The following is an 18,279-nucleotide window of genomic DNA, read 5'->3' as shown; positions in this document are numbered from 1 at the left end:
ACCCTATCGGCCCGCTCCGGGTCGCGCGCGCACGACGGCGGCCGGATCATCCGTGCGGTGGGGGCGCGGCTACGGTTGCTCGCGTGACGGGCGTGCGGCAACCGGGGCCACGGCCGGTGCGCAGCGTGGTCGCGCTGGTCGCCGCGCTGGCGGCGACCGGCCTGCTGGTGGCGCAGACCCCGGACGGGCCACCGCGGCCGGCGCCACCGCCGCCGTCGGTCTCGGCCGTCTGGCCCCAGGCCAAGCGCGCGGACACCCCGGGCGTGCTGGCCGGCGACGTTCCGTACATCCCCGCCTACTTCCTCGACGCGAGCGTGTCCGCTGGCACCGTCGTCGACCCCGACGGCAGGTCGGTGCGGCTCGTGCTGCGGGCGGCCGACGGCACGGTGCGGGAGCTGCGCCGACTGGATGCCGCGGTCGGCCCGCAGTTCGCGGCGTTCGTACGCGTGGCGAACGAGCTCGTGTGGGCGGAGCTGGTCAGCGGCCCCGACGGAGCGGCCCGCACCACGTTGTGGCGGGCGGACCTCTCCGGCGGGCCGCCGCGGAAGATCACCGACGACACCGGTCTGGCGACGTTCGACGGCGCCGACACCGACCTCGTCGTCAACGCCGGCCGGCTGTACTGGACGGCGGCGGCCACTGCGTCGGGCGGGGGACCCGCGACCGAGGTGCGGTCGGTGCCCGTCGAGGGCGGGCCGGTCCAGGTGCGCACCGAGCCCGGCGAGTGGTCGCTGTCGCGCTGGCCGTGGCTGGTGAGCCCGAGCAGCCGGAGTAAGGCCCAGCTCCGCGACCTCGACACCGGTCGGGTGGTCGACGTCGACGCCGGCCGCGACCGCCTGAGCCAGTGCGCACCGACCTGGTGCCGCCTGTACGTGCTGTCCGCCGACGGCCCGGCGCACAGCGACCTGATGCGCCCCGACGGGTCGGAGCGGCTGCGGGTCGCCGACGACGGCGCGACCGCCTCGATCACCGACGTGGTGCCACTGGACCGGTTCGAGGTGCTGTCAAAGGACTCCAGCGCGATCGGCGCCGCGATCGGCGGACAGGAGCTGCTCGTGTACGACCTCGAGACCAGGCGCCCGATCCTGGTCGCCGAGGCCGCGACGAGCGTGTCCTACCGGGCCGGCGTGCTGTGGTGGTCCACCAACGCCCTGGGTCGCACCTTGTGGCACACGCTGGATCTGCGCACAATCTGAGTCCGCGTCACCCGACGGCGGTGCCCTCGAGCTCGACGAGCAGGTCGGGCATGGCGAGCCGGCTCACCCCGAGCAGCGTGGTGGGTGGTGCGACGCCGGCGGCACCCAACCGTGCCGCGAGCACGCCGTAGTGCGCGAGGAGCAGGTCGACGTCGGTGGTGTAGACGGTGAGCCGGACGAGGTTCGCGAGCGTCATGCCGGCCGCGTCGAGCACGGCCGTGAGGTTGTCGAGGCTCAGCGTCAACTGGGCCGCCGGGTCACCGGCGTGCTGGGGGCGACCGTCGGCGCTCGTCGCGGTCTGGCCGGCCGAAACACGACATCCTCTGTCATCATTTTCGCGTGCGCGCCGACCGGTTGGTCTCGCTGGTGCTGCTGCTGCGCCAGCGCGGTCGACTGTCCGCGGCGACGCTGGCCAACGAGCTGGAGGTGTCCACCCGCACCGTGCTGCGCGACATCGAGGCGCTGTCCGCGGCCGGCGTTCCGGTCTACGCCGAACGCGGCCGGCACGGCGGGTTCGCGTTGCTGCCCGGCCTCCGGACCGAGCTCACCGGCCTGAACCACGACGAGGCGCTCGCCCTGCTCGTCGCCGGGTCGCGGCGCGGCGCCCAGGCGTTCGGTCTCGGCTCGGCGCTGGCCTCGGCCATGCTCAAGGTGGTCGACGCGCTGCCCGAGAGCCATCGCGACACCGCGGCGGGCGCCGTCGAACGGTTGCTCGTCGACCCGGAGACCGACCTGCTCGCGCGCCGCCAGGTCGCCGAGGAGGTGCCCGAGGCCATCGTGGCGGAGGTGCGGCGTGCGGTGTTCGCCGGACACAAGCTGCGCATCCACTACGCGGCCGCGGGCCAGCCCGCGGCGTGGCGCACGGTGGACCCGATCGGCCTGGTCACGGTGCGCGAGCAGGGCTACCTGCTGGCCAGCCGGGCCGGCGCGGACCGCACGTACCGCCTGTCGCGGGTCCTGGCCGCCGAGGAGCTCGCCGAACCCGCGGAGCGACCGGACCGCGTCGACCCGGGCCGGGCCTGGCAGGACCGCAGCACGCGCTTTCGCACCGGCGGCGACCAGGTCACGGTGCTGGTGCGGGTGCCGGCGGGACGGCGGGAGGACCTGGTCGGCACCGCGCTGGCGGTCCTGGCCGAGGAGACCGACGCGGACGGCCGGCTGCGGCTGGAGGTGACCTTCCAGGACGCCAGGCACGCGGAATGGGCCCTGTGGCAGCTCGCCGCGCACGCGGAAGTCCTCGCACCGCAATGGCTGCGCACCGCGCTGCACGACCGCGCCACCGCGATCGCCACCCGCTATGCGGCGCCGCAAGGCAACTGATGAAGGCGACGCCGACGATGCTGGTGCTGTTGTCGGTGTGCAGCGCTCAGGTCGGCGGCGCCCTCGCGCGCACCCTGTTCGACGACCTGGGCCCGCCCGGCGTACTCCTGCTGCGCCTGTCGATCGCGGCCCTGGTCTTCGCCGTCGCCACCCGTCCCCGGTTGCGGACCTGGTCGGCGGAGGCGTGGCGGGCCGTCGTGCTGCTGGGCCTGTTCTCCGCCGGCCTCAACCTGCTGACCTACCTGGCCCTGAGCATCGCGCCGCAGGGCGTGGTCGTCACCGCGTCATTCGTCGGGCCGCTGATGCTCTCGCTGGTGCAGACGCGGCGTCCGACCGACGCGGTCTGGGCGCTGATGGCCGGCACGGGCGTGGTCCTGCTCGGCCTCCGGGCCGGGATCGAGGTCCCACTGGCCGGGCTCGTGCTCGCGCTCGCGGCCGGCGCGTGCGGGGCCGGCTACATCATGTTCAGCGCCCGCGTGGGCAGCGCCGTGCCCGGCCTGAGCGGGCTCGCGGTCTCGTTCGCGGTCGGTGCGGCGGTCGTCCTGCCGTTCGGCTGGGCGGACGCCGGCGACGTGTTCAGCCGGCCGGGCCTGGTTCCGACCGTCGTCGCGGTCGCCGTGCTGTCGTCGGTCGTGCCCTACGCCCTCGAGCTGATCGCCCTGCGCCGCCTGCCGACACGGGTCTTCGCCGTGCTCATGAGCCTGCAACCGGCAGCGGCGGCGATCGCCGGCCTGCTCATCCTCGGCCAGCGTCTCGGGCCTGCCCTGATCACCGCGGTCGTCCTGGTTTCCGTGGCCAGTGTCGGCGTAACGCGCCGTGAACGGGGCGCCACGCAGTGATTGGCCACCTGGATATCCGCCACCTGGCGTATGTCTCGGTGGCTACCCGCCGACACGGGCGGATACCGCCTCCGCAATGTCAGCGAGGTATCCGTTATCTCGCCTGCCCTGAACCGCGAGGCTCGGTACGAGCGCCGGGCCGTGTCGAAGCGGCGCCCAAGGCGGAGAGGGTGGACCCGATGAGCAGCCTCGGACGGGGCGACGAGCATTTCCACTACAGCGACGGCTCACACCGCTGGATCGCGCCCGCGCACCTCGAGCAGGGCGTCTGGGAGGCCGGCATGCGCGCCCACCTGGGCCGCCACCTGATCACCATGGGCGGCAAGGAAGAGGTCGACAGCATCGACCTACCGCGGGCGTACGTGCCGCGGCAGCGCCGCGAGGCGGTGGACCCTAGCCTCGTCTCTGCACGTCGGCCCACCACGCCAGACGTGCGGAGTCCATCAGCATGACCCCGGCCGACAACGCCGCCTCCCGCACCGGTGCGGGCACCGCTCCGGCGGTGACCAGGACGGTCACGTCTCCGCGCCGCAGATAGCGGGCCGCGTCGGTAAAGCGGTACACGTCGGCGGCGTCGAGCGCCGTGGCGTCCTGGTGGCACCGCAGCAGCCAGCCGCGGCCGTCCGCGGCGATCCCGACCACGTCGGCGCCGACGCGCCCCATCGCCGGCCTGACCGCCACCTGGCGCCAACCGCCGGCCCGCATCAGCGCGGCGACGCGCCCGGCGAGGTGGCGGTCCGTCACCAGGGTGGCGCGAGCGGGTCGGCGCCGGGCCACGGCCCGCGCGCCGAGCACACCGGCGCAGACCGCGACGCCGAGCAGGACCAGCACGACGGTGTGCGTGCGGGCCACCTGGGCGCCGGCGACGACCGCCCCGACGACCGCGGTGCCGGCCGCCACGAACACCGAAGGGTCGCGGCCGCGGCCGGTCATGGAACCTCCAGGGATTTCGCGTCCCGTTAGCGGGTTTCTCATGACGGCGCTGGGTCTGACTTCCGAACCCGCGACGGGTTCGGTCACAGTGGCGCGACCGCGCCGGTTTCCCACCGGCTTCCAGCAGCCGTCAGTTTCGCTGGCCCGCAGTTTAGCGACGGGCGTTACCGTGACGCGCGTGGAGATCACCGCGGCGCTGGTCCAGGATCTCGTCCGCGAGCAGCACCCAGATCTGGCCGGACTCCCGGTGCGGTTGGGCGCGCGCGGCTGGGACAACCAACTGTGGCGGCTCGGCGACGACCTGGCCGTCCGCCTGCCGTGGACCACCGCCGGCGCGTTGCTGTGCAACGAATACCGCTGGCTGCCCGCGCTGGCGCCGCGCCTGCCCTTGCCGATCCCCGTCCCACAGCGCTTCGGCGAGCCGTCCCCGCGATTCCCGCGACCCTGGCTCGTCACCACCTGGGTGCCGGGCTCACCCGCCGACCTGCACCCCGTCACGCGTGAGGCCGACGCGGCCAGGTCCTTGGCGGCGTTCCTGACGGCCCTGCACCAACCCGCGCCGGCCGACGCGCCCGCCGGCCGGGAGCGCGGTGGGCCGTTGACCGACCGCGCCGAGGGGTTCGCCAACGGGTTGGCCTACGCCACCGAGCAGGGGCTGATCACCGACCCGGAGGCCGTGCGCGCCGTCTGGCACGACGCCGTTACCGCTCCGGCGTGGACCGGCCCGGCGCTGTGGCTGCACGCCGACCTGCACCCGGCGAACGTCCTCACCGCCGACGGCACCATCGCCGGCGTCGTCGACTTCGGCGACCTGTGCGCGGGGGACCCAGCGTACGACCTGTCCTCAGCCTGGCTTCTGCTGCCGGACGACGGCGTCGACCTGTGCTACGCGGAATACCAGCCGGATGCCGCCACCGTGCGCCGCGCCCGCGGTTGGGCGATGGCCCGCGTCCTGAGCGGCATCCTGATCGGCCACGACGGTGGGCCGGGCGGCAAGCCCACCTGGGCACCGCCCGCCTACGCCGCCCTGCGCCGCCTGCTCACGCGTACGCGATCCCCGCGATCTGGGTGTTGAAGGTGATGAACGGGCTGTGCAGCCGGTACGGCTCGATGTCGACCCGGGCGAAGCCGGCGGCTCGCAGCAGGCCGGCCAGGTCGCGCTCGCAGGAGCAGCCCTCGAAGGTCCACGCCCACGGCCGCCGCAGCAGCCGTTGGAGGGCGCGGGTGGGCGAGCCGGGCCGGGCCGCGACGTGTTCCACGAACCGGAACGTGCCGCCGGGCCGCAGGATGCGCCGGACCTCGGCCAGCACCGCGGCGGGGTCGGCCACCGTGCAGAGCACGAGCGACGAGATCACGCAGTCGGCGCTCCGGTCGGCGAGGCCGGTGTGCTCGGCCACCCGGTCGCGCAGGTCGAGCCGCACAGCGCGGCGCGCAGCGGCCGCCCGCAGCCGCCGGTGCATGGGCACGTTGGGTTCGATGGCGACGAGGGTCGAGCCCGGTCGCAGGTAACGGAGGTTGGCGCCCACGCCCGAGCCGAGCTCGACGACCGTCGGCGGCAGGTCCGCGAACACGCGCCGCTTGCGATGCCGCACGTTCCAGTCGATGTACGGGCCCAGCAGGCCGAAGAACGTCGCGTTGAAGGGTCCACGCGCGCGGTTCACCACGAAGCCGGTGTCAGTCACACGATCCACTCTGCGCCGCCCGCGGCCGGCGTGTCAGGCGTAGAACTACCCCACCACGCGGCGATCTGGGCGCGGGACCGGAAGCCCAGGCGCAACCGGATCCGTTCGACGTGTCCCTCGGCCGAGCGCTCGTCGATGCCGAGGCGCGCCGCGATCTCGCGATTCGTCAGCCCCTCGCTGACCAGCTGCGCCACCTCCCGTTGGCGGGCCGTCAGGCCGCTGCGCCGCCCGACCGGCAGGCCGAGGAACCGGCGGACCACCCGGACCAGCTCGTCCCGGTCACCCGCGTACGGAAGGTGCGACCGACCCGGCAGCAGCACCAGCCGGGCGTCGGCGATGCCGGCGGCGAAAGCCTCGGCCTGCGCGACGGGTGCCGCGCGGTCGCCGGTGCGGTGCACCACCAATGTGGACGCCCGCACCTGGTCGAGGCGGTCGCTGACGTCGAGCTCGTAGCTCAGTGCCAGCAGCTCCCGCGCGGTCGCGGCACTGGAGCACGCGCGCTGGTAGCGGGCGAGCCGCGCCCGCGTCGGGCGGTCCGCGTCGGGGGCGAAGAGGTCGGTCAGCACGTCTGAGCCCAGGCCCCAGTGCGCCTCGACCAGACCGAGGACATGGTCGCGTACGGCCGGCGGGGACAGGTCGGCACCGCGCACCCAGCCGCCGCAGAGCACCAGGCGCCGGACCGTGTCGGGATGGGCCGCGGCCCAGGCGACGGCCACCGGGGCACCCATCGACGTACCCATCAGGTCGAAGGGCTCGTCGATCGTCGCCGCGACCGCGGCCAGTTGTTCCAGCTCGAACGCCAGCGACGCCGGGCGGTCCACGGCCGGCGACAGTCCCGACCCGGCCCGGTCGTAGCGCACGAGCCGGCAGCCCTGCGCCAGCGACTCGTAGAGCGCCCGCTCGGCCGGGAGCTCCCAGCCCAGCTGGAGATGGGTGAGCCAGCCCATCACGTAGACCAACGGCCGGCCGGCACCGATCGAGGCGTAGGACAGGGCGGTGCCACCGGCCAACGCCACCCGGTCGATCCGTTGCCGCATCTACCCAGGGTGCGTCACGCGCCGGGTGCGCGGAAGTCGACCGCCGACCGGGCCGCCCGGTCGACCTCGTCGGGCGTCAGCAGGACCACGGTCCTGGTGTCCAGGGCGCCGCTCGCGCCGACGGCGATCGACAGGGCGGCCGCCGCCTTGTTGTCGGGCAGGTCGCAGATGATGTAGACGTCGTGGTCGCCGAAGCCGTAGTACATCGCCTCGACGCGACCGCCGACGCTTTCGGCCGCCTTGCGCGCGGCGTCGACCCGACCGCTGCCGCCGTCCTTGAGCAGCCCGCGGCGGCCCTCGGCGGTGTACGCCGCGGTGAACAGGAATTTCCCCATAAATCCTACGGTAGTAGGACCTCGTGCAGCCGGGCGGCGAACTCGGCCGGCTTGCCCGCGTAGCCGTACTCGCCGCCCAGGAAGCCACCGTGGTGGCTCGGGAACACGACGGCCTCCTGGCCGAGCAGCGCCGCCATGCCGAGGGCGGTCCGCGCGGTGTACGTACCCGCCGACTCCTCGCCGACCGCGACCACGACGCGGGTCGGCGCGGCCGTCAGCGCGGCCGCGTCCGGGCGGTAGTCGGTGACCGCCCACGAGGCCTGCGACAGCAGCGGATCGTCGCGGTTGCCGTCGTCCTCCGTGGACATGCCGAACATCGCCGGGTCGGGCTCCGGCTGCGCGAAGTACTCGTCGGTGAACTCGCCCTGCCACGAGGTCATCGCGATGAACGCGGCCATGCCCGCGCCGGTGCCCTTCGCCTGGTACGCCTCGTGGAAGCCGGCCCGGGCCCGCTCGGCGGCGGCCGCGTCGGGCAGCACCGCGTTGATCGGCGGCTCGTGCGCCACCAGCGTGGCGACGTCACCCGGATGGGTGGCGACCAGTTCGAGCCCGGTCACCGCGCCGCCGCTGCTGCCGAACACGTCGACCGGGCCCGCGCCGAGCGCCTCGATCAGCAGGTGCAGGTCGGCGGCCTGCTGCTGCGGCGTGTTGTCGGTGCGACCGTCGGTCCGGACGCTGCGGCCCAGCCCGCGCGGGTCGTAGGTGACGATCGTCCGCTCCGGGAAATGCCCGGCCAGCGCGGTGAAGCCGTCCGCCGTCATCGGCTGGCCGATCATCAGCAGCACGGGCCACCCGTCGGCGGGCGGCAGCGGGCCGCGCACGTCGTAGACCAGGTCGACGCCCGGCAGGGCAAGGGTGTGCGTCTCCATGCCAGAAGCCTAGTCATCGCGTGAGTACAGCGTCTGCTGTATCGTCCGTTCCATGGAGACGGTGACACACGGCCAGGTGCTCGCCCGTTTCGGGCACGCGCTGTCGGATCCGACGAGGGCGCGCCTGCTGCTGGCGTTGCGCGACGGCCCCGGCTATCCGGCGGAGCTGGCCGAGTTGGTGGGCACGAGCCGGCAGAACCTGTCCAACCATCTGTCGTGCCTGCGTGGCTGCGGCCTCGTCGTCGCGGTGCCCGAGGGCCGGCGCACCCGATACGAGCTCGCCGACCGGCGCCTGGCGCACGCCCTCGGCGACCTGCTCGGCCTGGTGCTGGCCGTCGACCCGGTCGCGTGTGCCGACAGCGCGGAGCGGGGCTGCTGCTGATGAGCGTCAGCCAGGCGGTGGCGCGGCGGGCGGTGCTGTCCCGGCGCGTGCGGCTGCTGGTGGCCGCGACGATCGCGTACAACGTGGTCGAGGCCGTAGTGGCGATCACCGCCGGCACCATGGCGTCGTCGACCGCGCTGATCGGCTTCGGGCTGGACTCGGTCATCGAGGTGTCGTCCGCGGCGGCGGTGGCGTGGCAGTTCGCCGGGCCCGACCCGGAGGCCCGCGAGAAGGTCGCGCTGCGGGTCATCGCGTTCTCGTTCTTCGCCCTCGCGGCGTACGTGACGGTCGAGTCGGTGCGGGCGCTGCTCGGCGGGGCCGAGGCACGGCACTCCAGCGTCGGCCTGGTCCTCGCGGCGGTGTCGCTGGTGGTCATGCCCTGGCTGTCGTACGCCCAGCGCCGCGCCGGCCGTGAGCTCGGCTCGCGGTCGGCGGTGGCGGACTCCAAGCAGACGCTGCTGTGCACCTACCTGTCCGCCGTGCTGCTGGTCGGCCTCGCGTTGAACAGCCTGTTCGGCTGGTCCTGGGCGGACCCGGTGGCGGCCCTGGCCATCGCGGCCGTCGCGGTCAAGGAAGGCCGCGAGGCCTGGCGCGGCGACGCCTGCTGCGCCGTCCCGGCCGCCGGCCCCGACTGTTCCTGCTGCCCGAGCTGACCGCCCCGATACCCTGCTCGCGTGGTCGATGACGACGTGCCCTCGAACAGCCGCCCGCGCCACCTCGTGCTGATCGCCCTCGCGGTCCTGCTGGCCGTCCTGGCCGGCGGCGTCGGTGGGTGGCTGCTCGCGCAGGACGGCCACGACGACGCCTCGGTCGAGGCCGGCTTCGCGCGCGACATGTCGTCGCACCACGCCCAGGCGGTCGAGATGGGCATGCTCGCCCACAGCCGGTCCGACGATCCGGACGTCCGCACGCTGGGCGGCGACATCGCGCTGACGCAGCACGGGCAGATCGGCATCATGCAGACCTGGTTGCGCGACTGGGACCTGTTGCCCACGGGCGAGCAACCCCGGATGGCCTGGATGAACCACGAGGGTCACGCCGCGGACGGCCCGATGCCCGGCATGGCCAGCCAGGAGGAGATGACCCGGCTCCGCGCGGCCAGCGGCCGGGACTTCGACGTCCTGTTCGGACAGCTCATGCTCCGCCACCACCTGGGCGGCATCGCGATGGCCGAAGCCGCCTTGGCCCAGAGCGACGACGAGGACGTGCGCTGGCTAGCCGAGAGCATGAAGTCGGGCCAGCAGTCCGAGCTCGGCGCCCTCACGCAACTCCTCGACCGCAAGGGCGCCAAACCGTTGTGAGCGTCAGCCGCCCAGCTCCTTGACCGTTCGCGCGATCTCGTCGAACGCGTCGTGTCTGGCGGCCGCGGCCCGTAGCTCGCGGGCGCGGGCGCGGAACTCGTCGTCGCCGAGCACCGTCTCCACCCCGGTCCGGATCTCCTCCGGGGTGGGGGTCTCCGTCACCAGGTTGATCGCCGCGCCGGTCCAGGCCAGCCGGGCCGCCACCTCGATCTTGTCCTCGCTCGCGCCGGCGATGACCAGCGGCACCCCGTAGCTCAGCGCCTTCAGCGACCCGCCGTAGCCGCCGTTCGTGACCAGCACGTCGGTGTGCGGCAGCAGCAGGTCGTGGGGCACGAACCTGGCCACGCGGGCGTTCGCCGGCACCTCCGACAGGACGACGTCGTCGCGGACGGTGGTGGCCACGACCAGGACGTCGAGGTCGGCGAGGGCCCGCAGGGTCGGCTCGATCAGCATTCCCGAGTCCCGGTTCGAGACGGTGCCCTGGGTGACCGCCACGACCCGCTCGGCCGCCAGCACGTCGCCCCACCACGGCGGGAGCTCGCCGGGGACCCCCGCCGGGTCGGGCGGCAGCATGCCGACGAACCGCAGCCCGGGCGGGGCGTCGCTGCGCGGGTACTCCACGTCGCTGATTGCGAGCTGGAGGAACCGGTCGGGCAGCGTGACGATCGCGTCCATCGGGAAGGGCATCAGCTCGGTGGCGCCCAGGTCGCGCAGGATCCGGGCCAGGAACTCGGTCGAGTTGGCGAACAGCGAGCCGACCATCCGGTTCTGGACGGCGTTGCGCGCGCGTCCCTCCGGCGAGCTGTCCGGCGGCAGGCCGAGCCCGAAGGGGGCCGTGTCGACGCTGTTCATCGAGAGCGGAACCACCCCGATGCCGACGTACGCGGCGGGCCTGATCCCGGGCGCACCGAGGCGCACGGGCCACTGGCCCATGAACGACTGGTCGGTGACGAGGACGGTCGGCTCGTCCGGCGCCTCGGCCAGCACCCGCTGGATCGTCGCGTGCTGCTCGGGAATGGGCCGGTAGAACACCTCGGTGAAGTCGAAGTCGAGTTGCTCCGGTCCCGGCGTCAGGTGCACCCGTCCGTCGTGCACCTCACGCTGGCGCTCCGGCCCGTAGGCCGCGATGCCGGAGAGCGCGACGAACCGGAGCCCCGCCTCCTCGACCTGGTCGCGGAACTCGGGTCCGGTCGCGAAGACGACGTCGTGACCACGCCGAGCCAGGTCCGCGGCGATGCGCCTGACCGGTGTGACGTGGCCGAACAGAGGAGTCGCCGCCACGATGATTCTTGGCATCGATTGCCCCCGCAAAATCGATCTATGTGCTGTCAAGATCCGTGCTTACGGGGGAATGTAGCCGAGCGACGTCACCGTCCGCTGCGTGAGCTAGGCCACCTCACTGCTCGGTCAGGGCGATGCGCACGTCGGGCGGCAGGGGCCGGTCGCTGTACAGGAGCCGGATCGCCGCCGGGTCCGGGTTGCCGGCGTCCGGGCCGCGCCAGACGCGGGTCAGGCCCAGCCGTTCGACCGAGCGCGCCGAGCGGTCGTTGCCTTCGAGCAGGTACGCGGTGACCGGAAGCTCGGCCCGTCGACGGCGGGCGGCGGCCAGCCCGGCCGCGCTGATCTCCTGCGCGTACCCGCGTCCCCACCAGGCCGGGCGCAGCCGGAAGCCGAGGTTCCACGCGACCTCGTAGCGGACGAAGCAGCCGCCGATCCCGACGAACTCGTCGCCGCTCCAGGCGGTCCAGATGCCGAGGCCGTCGCGGTCCCAGGCCGCTCGCCAGCTCTCGATCATCTCCGCGGTCCGCGCCGGGTCCTCGTGCCGGCTCAACGGGTCCGGGCCCCAGACCCGCTCGTCGGAGTAGAGGTCGAACAACCGGTCCAGGTCGGCCGGCGCCGGCAACCGCAGCACCAGCCGCTCGGTCGAGTCCACCACGCCCACGAACAACGATGATGGGCGACGGCGGCCGGCCCGGCCACCCGAATTCGCCCTAGGCGGTCTCGCGCACGGCCCGCTCGATGAACGCCGCCGTCGTGTCCGGCTGCGAGACGAACAGCAGGTGCGAGGCGCCCTCGACCACCTCGACGGTCGCCTCGGCGCGCGTGGCCATGAAGTGCTGCGCCTCCGGCGGGATGACCTGGTCGGCGCCGCTGATCAGGACGTAGCTCGGAATCGACCGCCAGGCCGGCGCACCGGCCGCCGGCTCGCCCAGCGCGGCACCGGACGCCGGCCGTTGCGCGACCGCGAGGAGCGCCGCCTCCGCCTCCGGCACGTCACCACCGAACCGGGCCGGGAACACCGCCGGGTCGAAGTAGAGGTCGACCTGGCCGTCCGGCAGCGGCACCGGCCGCAGCGAGTCGCCGACCGTGCTGCCCGGGAACTTGCCGGACAGGTCGGAGGCGCTCTCGCCCGCGTCGGGGATGAACGCGCCCAGGTAGACCAGCGCCCGCACCCGCTCGTGCCCGGCCGCCGCGCCGGTGATGACGCTGCCGCCGTACGAGTGACCGACCAGCACGATCGGCCCCTCGATGCTGTCCAGCAGCGCCCGGACCGCCGCCGCGTCGGACGCGAGGCCGCGCAGCGGGTTGGCCGCCGCGACCACGCGGTGTCCGGCGTCGAGTAGCCGCCGGCTGACGGCGTTGAAGCCGCTGCTGTCGGCGAACGCACCGTGTACGAGCACGATCGTGGGCACCATGGTCGAGTCCTCCTCTGTGCGACGGAACCGGACCGAACCGTACGGGTGCGTTGTGGACAACTACTGAAGTCGCGAGCGGCCGGGATCGGCCGCCCGGTTCAGCCGGCGTCAACAACTCCTCCACAGCCGTTCACTAGCGTCCCGATCATCGACGTCGAGAACCCACTCCGGTTGCAGATCCTGGGCCCGCTGCGCGTCTGGCGCGGGGAGGTCGAGCTCGACCCCGGCCCCCGCCAGCAACGCTGTCTGCTGGCCCTGCTGCTTGCCCACGAGGGCCGCCCGATCAGCATGGCCGACCTGGTCGACCTGATCTGGCGGGCCGACCCGCCGCACAGCGCCACGAACGTCGTCCACAAGTACGTCGGCGCCTTGCGTCGCCTGCTCGAACCCGACCTGCCGACCCGGACGGCCGGCTCGTACCTGACCCGACGTGACGCCGGATACCGCTTCACCGCCGGGCCGCAGACGCTCGACCTCGTGGCGTTCCGCCGGCTGGTCGCGCAGGCGAAGGAGCGCGTGCGCCAGGAACGGCCGCTCGACGCGCTCGACCACTACGTCAAGGCGCTGCGGCTCTGCCACGGGCCGGCCGGCGACACGCTGGCGGACAGCGCGGCGGCCACGGCCGCGTTCGCCGGCATCGACGGCGAGTTCTTCGACGCGGCCGTCGCCGCCGCCACGGTCGCGGTGCGGGCCGGCTGCCCCGCCCGGGTGCTGCCGCCGCTGCGGCTCGCCGCGCGGATGGGCCGCCTACACGAGCCGGTGCACGCCAGCCTGGTGACGACGCTGGCGGCGGCGGGCCGCCAGGCGGAGGCGCTGGAGGCCTACCGCGGCATCCGCGACCACCTCGCGGAGGAGCTCGGCATCGACCCGGGCCAGGAGCTGCGGCAGGCGCAGCGCCAGGTGTTGACCCAGGCCGTGGCCGTACCCGCGAAGGAGCACCGGCCACGCCCGGCCCAGTTGCCGCCCGACCAGCCCAGGTTCGTCGGGCGGACGCGCGAGCTGGCCGCCCTGCACGAGCTGGCGGCGGAGCTGCGTGACACCGGGCGGACCAGCCCACTGGTGGTCGCGGTGTACGGCATCGCAGGCGTCGGCAAGTCGACCCTCGTCACCCACTTCGCGCACCAGGTCGCGGACGTGTTCGCCGACGGCCAGCTCCACCTCGACCTGCGCGGGCGGGAGGGCGACGACGGCGGCCTCCCGGGCCCGGACGCCCTGCTGTCCATGGTGTACGCGCTGGGCCTGCCCAAGGTTCCGGACGCGTACGAGGCCCTGGTCGGCACGTACCGCAGCCTGACCGCCCGCAAGCGGATCCTGGTCATCCTGGACGACGCGCGCGACGCGGAACAGGTGCGGCCGTTGCTGCCGAGCGCCGCGGACAGCCTCGTCCTCGTCACCAGCCGGCGGCCCCTGATCGGTCTCGCTGCGGCCGACGGGGCCCGCCTGCTGCAGATCCAGGTGCCCGAGCTGGCCGAGGCCAGGGACATCCTCACCGCCCGGCTGGCCGTCCTGCCGGGCTGGCCGGCGGGGTTCGCCGATCTGGACACAGTGGACGAGATCGTGCAGCACTGCGGCCGGCTGCCGCTGACGCTGGCCCTTGTGGCCGCCGGGCTGAGCGTGCGGCCGACGCTGTCCCTCGCCTCGGTCGCCGCCGAGCTGCGCGATCAGTGACCGGCGCGCGATCAGTGCCGGGCCAGCAGGTCCTGCGCGCGGTCGGCGAACAGGTTGGCCTCGCGCTCGACGGACAGGGTGCGGGCCCGCTCGGCGGCCTCCCGGAACGGCATGCCACGGCCCTGCAACAGCCGGGCCCGCAGCAGCAGCACATGCCCTTCGGCGTAGCGCTGGTCGCAGCGGTCGAGGAGCACGTCGGCCCGGTCGAGCGCGGCGGCTGCCTCGTCGGTCATCCCGGCGGCCAGCCACATCTCGGCCAGCAACCCGTACCAGGTGGCCACGCCGGAGCGTGGTGGGTCGAGCAGCGTCGCGGCGATGATGTCCGCGGCCTCGGTCGCGGCGCCGGCCGGGTCGTCGCCGGTCACGGCGCGCGCCCAGCACAGGGCCAGCCGCTGGTAGCTGCCGAGGAAGACGAAGGTGCGCTCGGGGTCCATGGCGATGCCGCGCTTCGCCGCGCGCATCGCCCAGGCCGCGTCGCCGGCCAGTGCGGCGGCCGTCACGGAGAAGGCAGACCAGACCGCGATGACGTACGGGTCGTCGTCGGCCGCGGCCTCCATCCGGTCGAACAGCACCCGGGCGCCGGCCACGTCGCCGTGCAGCGCCGTCATCAGCGCGAGCATCACCGGCCAGAGCAGCCGCAGGTCGCGCCGGAGCGGGTCCTCGCCGCCGTGCGGCAGGTCGTCGAGGACCGTCGAGCTGGTGCCGCTCAGATACCGGAACGACTCGCCGATGTTGCCGACGTCCCACTGGTGGATGCCCCAGGCGTGCCGGCCGTACGCGCGCACGAGCGGGTCGCCGGACGCCTCGCCCTGGTCGAGCAGCCGACGGGCCAGCCGCCCGGCGTGGTCGAGCTGGATGCCCTGCGAGTACGCGGCCCAGCGGGAGAACAGGAAGTCGGCCGCCTCCCGCTCCCGGCCGAGCGCCCGGGCCAGCTGCTCGGCGCGCTCCAACAGGTCCAGCGCCGAACCGACGTACCCGGAACGCATGCCGCTGACCGCCGTCAACTGCGCCAGGGCGGCCAGCTCCAACTCCGCGAGGCCCGCCGTCCTGGCCACCTGCGCGGCCGCCCGGAGCTGCCGCTCGGCGGCCTCGAACGCCGACTTGGCCGCGGCCCGGCTGCCGGCGCGGACCAGCGCGTCGGCGGTGCGGGCCGGGTCGGCGAGCGGCCCGGCGGCCCAGAGGTGGTGGGCGAGGCGCTCGGCCACGGACTCGTCGTCGGTGCCCGCGAGGGCCTCCGCCACGCGCAGGTGCAACCGGGTGGCGCGGACCGGCGACGTCGCGCCGACGACCGACTCGCGCACCAGGTCGTGCGCGAAGCGGAACGAGAAGGGGTCGCCCGGCGCGGGCTCGAGCAATCCGAGGCCCTGCAAGGGCTCCAGCCGGTCGAGGCAGGTCTGCCCGTCGATCGCGGCGGCCCGGGCGAGCAGCCCGAGGTCGACGTCGCGGCCGACCAGCGCGGCCACCTGCAGCAGGCCCGCGGCGTCGTCGTCGAGGCCGGCCATCCGGTCCCGGACGACGTCGCGCACGGTGGACGGCACCCCGGCGCGGGCCGCGGCGTCCGCGGTGAGCACGCCGTCTCCGTCGCCGGCGAGGAGTCGGGAGAGCTCCCGGACGAAGAACGGGTTGCCGGCGGTACGCGCGTGGATGCTGCGCGCGGCGCCGGGGCCGGGTGCCTGGCCGGTCTCGCGGCGCACGAGCTCCGCCACCTCGTCGGCGCCGAGCGGGCCGAGCCTGATCCGCCGGTGGTGGGGGAGCCGGCTCGCACCGGCGAGCATCCGGGCGAGCTCCGAACCGGGCACCGGCGCGCGGTCACGGAGCGCGCCGAGCACGACGGTGGCACCGGGCAGCCGGGCCGCCAGGTGTCCGAACAGCCCGAGCGAGGCGACGTCGGCCCACTGGAGGTCGTCGAGCACGAGCACCAGCGGCCGCTCGGAGCGCACCTGCCCGACGAGGGCGACGACCCGTTCGAACAGGCGGAACTGGGCGCCGGTGTCGGGCAGCACGGGCGCGGAGACGACCCCGTCGCGCGGCTCCAGCAGGCGGCGGAGGTCGCCGGCGTGCCACCGCTCGCGGGCCGCCGGGGGCAGGCTGTCCAGCAGGGCGCCGACGACCTGCACCCAGGGCCACATCGCCGGTGTGCCATCACCCTGCAGGCAGCGGCCCCAGACGACGAGCGCGCCGAGGTGCTCGGCCTCCGCCGTGACCTCCTCCAGCAGCCGGGTCTTGCCGACCCCCGGCTCGCCCTCGACGACGGCGAGCCCCGTGCCGCCGGACAGCGCCGACCGCACCGCCTGGTGCAGCAGCGCGAGCTCCTCGGCCCGGCCGACCAGGCCGTCGCCGGCCGTCGCCGTGGGCTGGTGGAGGATCCGTTGCTGCGCGGCGAGCAACTCCGGGCCGGGGTCGATCCCGAGCTCGTCGGCGAGCCGGGCCCGGACCGCCGCGAACAGCGCGAGGGCCTCGGCCTGCTGGCCGGCCGCGGCCAGGGCGGTGACGAGCGCCGACTGGACGGGCTCGTGCAGCGGTGCCAGCCGGGCGGCGAGCTGGAGCGGACGCAACACGCGCCGGGGCTGGCCCAGCGACACGGCGAGCGCGGTCGCCGCCGCGCAGGCGTCGAAGAGCTCGCCGTCGAGCGCGGTGAACACGGACGTCGCGGTCGGGTGGGTGAGCCCGTCGCCGGCGGCACCCTGCCAGAGGTCGAGCGCCCGCGCGTAGTGGTCGAGCGCCTCGTCGCCGGACCGCGCGCGGGCCGACTCGACGAGCTCCCGGAACGCGCTGACGTCGAGCACGCCGGGCCCGGCCGCGAACAGGTAGCCGCCACCGCGCCGCTGCAGGTACGAGCCGACGCCCCGGGCCGGCAGCGCGGGCTCGAGCAACCGCCGCAGCGTACCCACGTATTTCTGGAGGATGTTGAGGGCCGAGGAGGGCACGTCGGCGCCCCAGATCAGCTCGATCAGCTCGGCGGTGCTGATCGGCCGGCCGGCCCTGGCCAGGAGCAGCGCGAGGAGATAAGCCTGCTGCCGAGGCCCGGTGTCCACTTCGACACCATCTCGCCAGACCCGCAAGGGCCCGAGAATTTGCAGACGCAGCCCTGCCACCAGCGCCTCCTGCACCCGTACGCGGTGGCGAGTCTACAGCGGGGAAGTCGCCGTTCAGTGATCGTCAACTAGCCGCTCGTACGGTGGGCCCGGTTGCCGAAAACGATATCGAGGGAGACGCATTCGATGACGACCACCCGACGCACGTTGCTGGCCGGATCCGTCGCGGCCGCCACGGGCGCTGTGCTCGGTGCTCCCGCGGCGCAGGCCCACGCGGGGCACAAGCCGAAGCCGACCGTCGTGCTGGTGCACGGCGCGTTCGCCGACGCCTCCGGCTGGAACGACGTCGCCGCGCGGCTCATCCGCGCCGGCTACCCGGTCGTCGCCCCGGCGAACCCGTTGCGGGGTGTCGCCTCCGACTCCGCCTACCTGGCCAGCGTCCTCGCGACGCTGAGCGGCCCGTTGGTGCTGGCGGCGCACTCGTACGGCGGGATCGTCATCACCAACGCCGCGACCGGCAACCCCGCGGTCAAGGCCCTCGTGTACGTGGCCGCGTTCGCCCCCGACCAGGGCGAGTCGCTGCTGGACGTGCAGGCGAAGTTCCCCGGCACCGAGCTGACCGAAGCGGCGCTGGACTTCCGCCCGTACGGCGAGGGTCACGTGGACGGCTACATCAAGCAGGAGGTGTTCCACGACGTCTTCGCCGGCGACCTGCGCACCTCGACGACCGACCTGATGTGGGCGACGCAGCGGCCCGCGGATGTGCGGACGCTGGGTGAGCCGTCCGGCGCGCCCGCGTGGAAGACCGTTCCTTCCTTCTATCTCGTCGCCCGGGATGACAAGGTGATCCCGGCGGCGACGCAGCGATTCATGGCGCAGCGGGCCGGGTCCCGCGTCCGCGAGGTCCGCGCCTCGCACGTCGCGATGATCTCGCAGCCCGCCGCGACCGCCGAGCTCATCGAACGCGCCACCCGCTGAAGGGAGCT

General features: G+C 74.2%; 19 protein-coding genes and 1 pseudogene. 10 read left to right on the top strand and 10 right to left on the bottom strand.

Translation table 11 applies throughout. From position 1 onward, the window contains the following. Window positions 1–83 precede the first annotated feature (83 nt). Window positions 84–1,196, top strand: a complete 1,113-nt coding sequence (locus tag CHC05_RS14460; protein WP_089248890.1) for a hypothetical protein — start codon at window positions 84–86, stop codon at window positions 1,194–1,196. A gap of 7 nt (window positions 1,197–1,203) precedes the next feature. On the opposite strand, the pseudogene CHC05_RS14455 reads toward CHC05_RS14460, so the two are convergent. Then, a pseudogene (locus tag CHC05_RS14455) lies at window positions 1,204–1,497 on the bottom strand (RidA family protein); the annotation flags it as partial. A 38-nt stretch (window positions 1,498–1,535) separates the two neighbouring features. Here CHC05_RS14455 and CHC05_RS14450 point away from each other — a divergent pair. The 3 genes from CHC05_RS14450 (at window position 1,536) to CHC05_RS14440 (ending at window position 3,807) form a co-directional block, all read left to right on the top strand. Further along, window positions 1,536–2,516 (top strand): helix-turn-helix transcriptional regulator, encoded by a 981-nt coding sequence (locus CHC05_RS14450; protein ID WP_089248888.1) that lies wholly within the window; start codon window positions 1,536–1,538, stop codon window positions 2,514–2,516. Next, the gene (locus tag CHC05_RS14445) at window positions 2,516–3,355 is read left to right on the top strand and encodes an EamA family transporter (protein ID WP_245870846.1); all 840 of its coding nucleotides are present in this window, start codon (window positions 2,516–2,518) and stop codon (window positions 3,353–3,355) included. The genes CHC05_RS14450 and CHC05_RS14445 overlap by 1 nt, the downstream gene beginning before the upstream one ends. A gap of 179 nt (window positions 3,356–3,534) precedes the next feature. Beyond that, entirely contained in the window at window positions 3,535–3,807 is a 273-nt protein-coding gene (locus CHC05_RS14440) for a hypothetical protein (RefSeq protein WP_144022593.1), read from the top strand. On the opposite strand, the gene CHC05_RS14435 is transcribed toward CHC05_RS14440, so the two are convergent. Continuing rightward, window positions 3,749–4,288, bottom strand: a complete 540-nt coding sequence (locus CHC05_RS14435) for a restriction endonuclease (protein ID WP_179266185.1) — start codon at window positions 4,286–4,288, stop codon at window positions 3,749–3,751. The genes CHC05_RS14440 and CHC05_RS14435 overlap by 59 nt on opposite strands. 169 nt (window positions 4,289–4,457) lie before the next feature. On the opposite strand from CHC05_RS14435, the gene CHC05_RS14430 reads away from it, so the two are divergent. Then, window positions 4,458–5,363: an aminoglycoside phosphotransferase family protein gene (locus tag CHC05_RS14430; protein ID WP_089248882.1), complete on the top strand. Its 906-nt coding sequence runs from the start codon at window positions 4,458–4,460 to the stop codon at window positions 5,361–5,363. Here CHC05_RS14430 and CHC05_RS14425 read toward each other — a convergent pair. From CHC05_RS14425 to CHC05_RS14410, 4 genes are read right to left on the bottom strand one after another with little or no spacing between them, the layout of a single operon-like run. Continuing rightward, complete coding sequence (locus CHC05_RS14425) at window positions 5,329–5,970, bottom strand: class I SAM-dependent methyltransferase (RefSeq protein WP_218824543.1); 642 nt, start codon at window positions 5,968–5,970, stop codon at window positions 5,329–5,331. The two genes, CHC05_RS14430 and CHC05_RS14425, sit on opposite strands and share 35 nt — an antisense overlap. Then, complete coding sequence (locus CHC05_RS14420) at window positions 5,967–7,007, bottom strand: alpha/beta fold hydrolase (RefSeq protein WP_089248880.1); 1,041 nt, start codon at window positions 7,005–7,007, stop codon at window positions 5,967–5,969. The genes CHC05_RS14425 and CHC05_RS14420 overlap by 4 nt, the downstream gene beginning before the upstream one ends. A 14-nt stretch (window positions 7,008–7,021) precedes the next feature. Further along, a complete protein-coding gene (locus tag CHC05_RS14415) occupies window positions 7,022–7,342 on the bottom strand; it encodes a GYD domain-containing protein (RefSeq protein ID WP_089248878.1) in 321 nt (106 codons plus the stop codon). Between the two features lie 5 nt (window positions 7,343–7,347). After that, window positions 7,348–8,211, bottom strand: coding sequence for an alpha/beta fold hydrolase (locus tag CHC05_RS14410; RefSeq protein ID WP_089248876.1), 864 nt, complete (start codon window positions 8,209–8,211; stop codon window positions 7,348–7,350). Between the two features lie 52 nt (window positions 8,212–8,263). Between CHC05_RS14410 and CHC05_RS14405 the strand changes: the two genes are divergently transcribed. The 3 genes from CHC05_RS14405 to CHC05_RS14395 are packed head-to-tail and all read left to right on the top strand — an operon-like array spanning window position 8,264 to window position 9,894. Next, the gene (locus tag CHC05_RS14405; RefSeq protein WP_089248874.1) at window positions 8,264–8,593 is read left to right on the top strand and encodes an ArsR/SmtB family transcription factor; all 330 of its coding nucleotides are present in this window, start codon (window positions 8,264–8,266) and stop codon (window positions 8,591–8,593) included. Beyond that, on the top strand, window positions 8,593–9,246 hold the full coding sequence (locus CHC05_RS14400) for a cation efflux transmembrane domain-containing protein (protein ID WP_089248872.1): 654 nt from the start codon (window positions 8,593–8,595) through the stop codon (window positions 9,244–9,246). Before CHC05_RS14405 ends, CHC05_RS14400 begins: the two co-directional genes overlap by 1 nt. 21 nt (window positions 9,247–9,267) lie before the next feature. After that, entirely contained in the window at window positions 9,268–9,894 is a 627-nt protein-coding gene (locus CHC05_RS14395; RefSeq protein ID WP_245870845.1) for a DUF305 domain-containing protein, read from the top strand. 3 nt (window positions 9,895–9,897) lie between these two features. Here CHC05_RS14395 and CHC05_RS14390 read toward each other — a convergent pair whose 3' ends face one another. The 3 genes from CHC05_RS14390 to CHC05_RS14380 form a co-directional block, all read right to left on the bottom strand. Next, window positions 9,898–11,175: a glycosyltransferase gene (locus CHC05_RS14390; protein WP_089248870.1), complete on the bottom strand. Its 1,278-nt coding sequence runs from the start codon at window positions 11,173–11,175 to the stop codon at window positions 9,898–9,900. 115 nt (window positions 11,176–11,290) lie between these two features. Then, a complete protein-coding gene (locus CHC05_RS14385) occupies window positions 11,291–11,836 on the bottom strand; it encodes a GNAT family N-acetyltransferase (protein ID WP_218824542.1) in 546 nt (181 codons plus the stop codon). 49 nt (window positions 11,837–11,885) lie between these two features. Continuing rightward, window positions 11,886–12,590, bottom strand: a complete 705-nt coding sequence (locus CHC05_RS14380; RefSeq protein ID WP_089248866.1) for an alpha/beta fold hydrolase — start codon at window positions 12,588–12,590, stop codon at window positions 11,886–11,888. A 171-nt stretch (window positions 12,591–12,761) separates the two neighbouring features. Between CHC05_RS14380 and CHC05_RS14375 the strand changes: the two genes are divergently transcribed. Then, complete coding sequence (locus tag CHC05_RS14375; protein ID WP_245870844.1) at window positions 12,762–14,258, top strand: AfsR/SARP family transcriptional regulator; 1,497 nt, start codon at window positions 12,762–12,764, stop codon at window positions 14,256–14,258. A gap of 11 nt (window positions 14,259–14,269) precedes the next feature. Here the strand turns inward: CHC05_RS14375 and CHC05_RS14370 are convergent, their stop codons facing one another. Continuing rightward, window positions 14,270–17,293, bottom strand: coding sequence for an AAA family ATPase (locus tag CHC05_RS14370; RefSeq protein WP_245870843.1), 3,024 nt, complete (start codon window positions 17,291–17,293; stop codon window positions 14,270–14,272). Window positions 17,294–17,479: 186 nt separating this feature from the next. Here CHC05_RS14370 and CHC05_RS14365 point away from each other — a divergent pair, with 186 nt between their 5' ends. Further along, window positions 17,480–18,271, top strand: a complete 792-nt coding sequence (locus CHC05_RS14365; RefSeq protein WP_089248862.1) for an alpha/beta fold hydrolase — start codon at window positions 17,480–17,482, stop codon at window positions 18,269–18,271. The last annotated feature ends 8 nt before the right edge of the window (window positions 18,272–18,279 follow it).

It is taken from the genome of Asanoa hainanensis, assembly GCF_900188485.1.
GTDB lineage: Bacteria > Actinomycetota > Actinomycetes > Mycobacteriales > Micromonosporaceae > Asanoa > Asanoa hainanensis.
Note: the sequence above shows the minus strand (reverse complement) of the source record. Positions and strands in the feature narration are given on the sequence as shown.

Excerpts from the sequence above, each read along its gene's own strand:
- CHC05_RS14440 (WP_144022593.1), top strand. The coding sequence starts at position 3,535 with ATGAGCAGCCTCGGACGGGGCGACGAGCATTTCCACTACAGCGACGGC.
- CHC05_RS14410 (WP_089248876.1), bottom strand. The coding sequence starts at position 8,211 with ATGGAGACGCACACCCTTGCCCTGCCGGGCGTCGACCTGGTCTACGAC.
- CHC05_RS14365 (WP_089248862.1), top strand. The coding sequence starts at position 17,480 with ATGACGACCACCCGACGCACGTTGCTGGCCGGATCCGTCGCGGCCGCC.
- CHC05_RS14435 (WP_179266185.1), bottom strand. The coding sequence starts at position 4,288 with ATGACCGGCCGCGGCCGCGACCCTTCGGTGTTCGTGGCGGCCGGCACC.
- CHC05_RS14380 (WP_089248866.1), bottom strand. The coding sequence starts at position 12,590 with ATGGTGCCCACGATCGTGCTCGTACACGGTGCGTTCGCCGACAGCAGC.
- CHC05_RS14415 (WP_089248878.1), bottom strand. The coding sequence starts at position 7,342 with ATGGGGAAATTCCTGTTCACCGCGGCGTACACCGCCGAGGGCCGCCGC.
- CHC05_RS14405 (WP_089248874.1), top strand. The coding sequence starts at position 8,264 with ATGGAGACGGTGACACACGGCCAGGTGCTCGCCCGTTTCGGGCACGCG.
- CHC05_RS14445 (WP_245870846.1), top strand. The coding sequence starts at position 2,516 with ATGAAGGCGACGCCGACGATGCTGGTGCTGTTGTCGGTGTGCAGCGCT.
- CHC05_RS14420 (WP_089248880.1), bottom strand. The coding sequence starts at position 7,007 with ATGCGGCAACGGATCGACCGGGTGGCGTTGGCCGGTGGCACCGCCCTG.
- CHC05_RS14400 (WP_089248872.1), top strand. The coding sequence starts at position 8,593 with ATGAGCGTCAGCCAGGCGGTGGCGCGGCGGGCGGTGCTGTCCCGGCGC.